Source organism: Verrucosispora sp. SN26_14.1, assembly GCF_004307965.1.
Classification (GTDB): Bacteria; Actinomycetota; Actinomycetes; order Mycobacteriales; family Micromonosporaceae; genus Micromonospora.
The window spans coordinates 1-2400 of the sequence record NZ_SISL01000666.1 but is presented as its reverse complement, the minus strand read 5'-3'; the positions used below and the strand labels follow the sequence as shown (position 1 = coordinate 2400).

Sequence of the window (2400 nt, the reverse complement as noted above, 5' to 3'; positions counted from 1 at the left end):
CGGTGGTGCCCATCTGCTTGGCCATGGTGTGGACGTCGATGTTCTTGCCTTGGACGCTGAGGGCGTTGCGGGCGGCGGCGGGGCCGCAGTAGTAGAAGTTGGGCTGGGCTTCGTAGCGGACGTCGAGCTGGCGTTCGCCGTGGCCCTTGCGGTCGGCCTGCACGACGGCGGCGGCCTGGACGCCCGGGGTGGCCTGGGCGGCGATCGCGGGTGCGGCGATGCCTCCGGCGGTGGCGGCGGCAGCGGCGATGGTCAGAGCGGTCTTGCGCAGCATGGTGGTACGCATGATGATCTGAACCTTTCGTCGGGGGTGTGCGGCGATCTCCCGTGGGGGACGGGTGTGCCGCGGGGGGATGTCCCGGGTTCGTCGGCGTCCGCGCGGTGGGGACTGCTCACGACGTCCGGGCCAGGTGTAACGCCGGGGGGTGCGGGGTCATTCCGGCCCGGGTCCCGGGGGGTGCGGCGCCGGGGGAGGCGTCGCGGTCATGCCATGTACAACCCCCGGCCCGGCCCGATGATTCCGCGATCGCCGCGGCCACAGCCCACCCACGAGTGGGCACGAATCAGACACCGAGGTACGAATCGCCAGCGGCGAACCGGATCATCCGACGTTGATCGACGCGCCCTCGCGCCCGGAGCGTCCGGCGTCAACCCTGAACATCACCCGTCCCGTCGCGAACCCGCCCACCGCGCGGGGGCGATGTTAGGAGGGGTCCCCTGCTATACACCAGGCGTTAACAAGGGGCCCTTCCTTGCAGGGGGGATGGTTGCGTGGGGCGGCCAGGGGATGTCGGGTGCGGAGTGGAAGGTGACGCCCGCCCGGGTCCAGCGCGGGCCGTGCCCGGCCAGCCGTCGACGGAAGGCGTCCCAGTCGTGGGTACGGCGGGGTGACCAGCCCAGCTCGGCGATCGCGGGCAGGCGGGGCAGCAGCATGAACTCGATCTCGTCGAGGCTCGTCACCGACTCGGTCCAGAGCGGCGCCTCCACCCCGAGTACGGCCTCGGCCGGCACGCCGGTCAGGTGCGTGCCGGGATCCCACTCGTACGCCCGACGTACGTCGATGAGACCGGCCCAGTCGTGTCCGAGCGGCGTGTCCGGGGCGTACTTCATGTCCAGGTATGCGTGGTTGCCGGGGGAGAGGATCACGCGGGCGCCCCGACGGACCGCGTCGGCGGTCTGCGGGTCGTCGCCGTTCGTGCCCCACCACTGCAGGATCCGTCCGTCGACGTGCCCGGCCGGGGCGATCTGGTGCCATCCGACGACCGTCTTGCCGAGCCCGGCGACGATCCGCTGCACCCGTTCGACGAACCCGGCGTAGACGTCGGCGGGCACCTTGAACGCCTCGTCGCCGCCGATGTGCAACCACTGGCCGGGGGTGAGTGCGGCGAGTTCGCCGAGGACGTCGGCGACGAAGTCGTACGTCCGATCGTGTGCCGGGTCGACGTAGCTGAACCCGACCTCGGTGCCGGTGTACGGCGGCGGAGCGGTCCGGTCCGGGGAGAGTTCCGGGTACGCGGCCAATGCGGCGTTGGTGTGCCCGGGCAGGTCGATCTCGGGGATGACGGTGATGTGCCGGGCCGCCGCGTACGTCACGATCCGGCGGTAGTCGGCCTGGGTGTAGTACCCGCCCGGCCCGCCACCGACCTCGGTCGCCCCGCCGACGGTGCTCAGGCCGGGCCAGGAGTCGACGGCGATCCGCCAGCCCTGGTCGTCGGTGAGGTGCAGGTGCAGCCGGTTGAGCTTGTACCGGGCCAGGTGGTCGATCATCCGCAGCACGTCGGGTACGCCGAAGAAGTGCCGGGCCACGTCGAGCATGGCGCCCCGGTGCGGGTAGCGGGGCCGGTCGAGGATCGATCCGCCGGGCAGCACCCAGTGCCGGTCGACCGGGGTGGCGCTCTCGATGTCGGCGGGCAGCAGTTGGCGCAGCGTCTGGACCCCGTGGTGCAGGCCGGCGGCGGTGCCGGCGGTGAGGCGTACCCCGGCGCGGGTGACGTCGAGCCGGTAGCCCTCCGCACCGAGGTCGGCATCGCCGGTCAGGGCGAGGGCGATGCCGCCGGCCGGGGCGGGCGCGGTGGTGTCGGTGACCGGCAGCGGGTACCCGGTGGCGGGGCGCAGCAGCGCGGCGAGCTGCTCGGCGACGGCGAGGGCGGCGGGGTCGGCGCTGACCCGGATGACCGTGTCGGCGGTGAGCAGGTGGTCGGCGCTGGCGTCCGGGGTGACGTGTTCGGGGGCCGGCACCACGTCGTCGAGGGGGACCGGCGCCGGCCGGGCGAGCTGGGTCGCCGCCTCCCGCGCCGCCGTCTCCGCCAGCTCTCCGGCGGTGCGGACCGCGTGGCCGGCCGGATCGGCGGCGGTGACCGCTGGAGCGGCGACCGCGTTGACGGCGGTGGCCTCCGGGGC

2 protein-coding genes are annotated in these 2400 nt (G+C 73.5%); both read right to left on the bottom strand.

The genetic code is table 11. The features are described from left to right. The coding region (locus EYA84_RS30620; protein ID WP_201272532.1) for a C39 family peptidase at positions 1-286 on the bottom strand (286 nt) is incomplete at its 3' end. A 434-nt stretch (positions 287-720) separates the two neighbouring features. Further along, on the bottom strand, positions 721-2400 hold a 1680-nt coding region (locus EYA84_RS30615), incomplete at its 5' end, for a beta-N-acetylhexosaminidase (protein ID WP_236146055.1).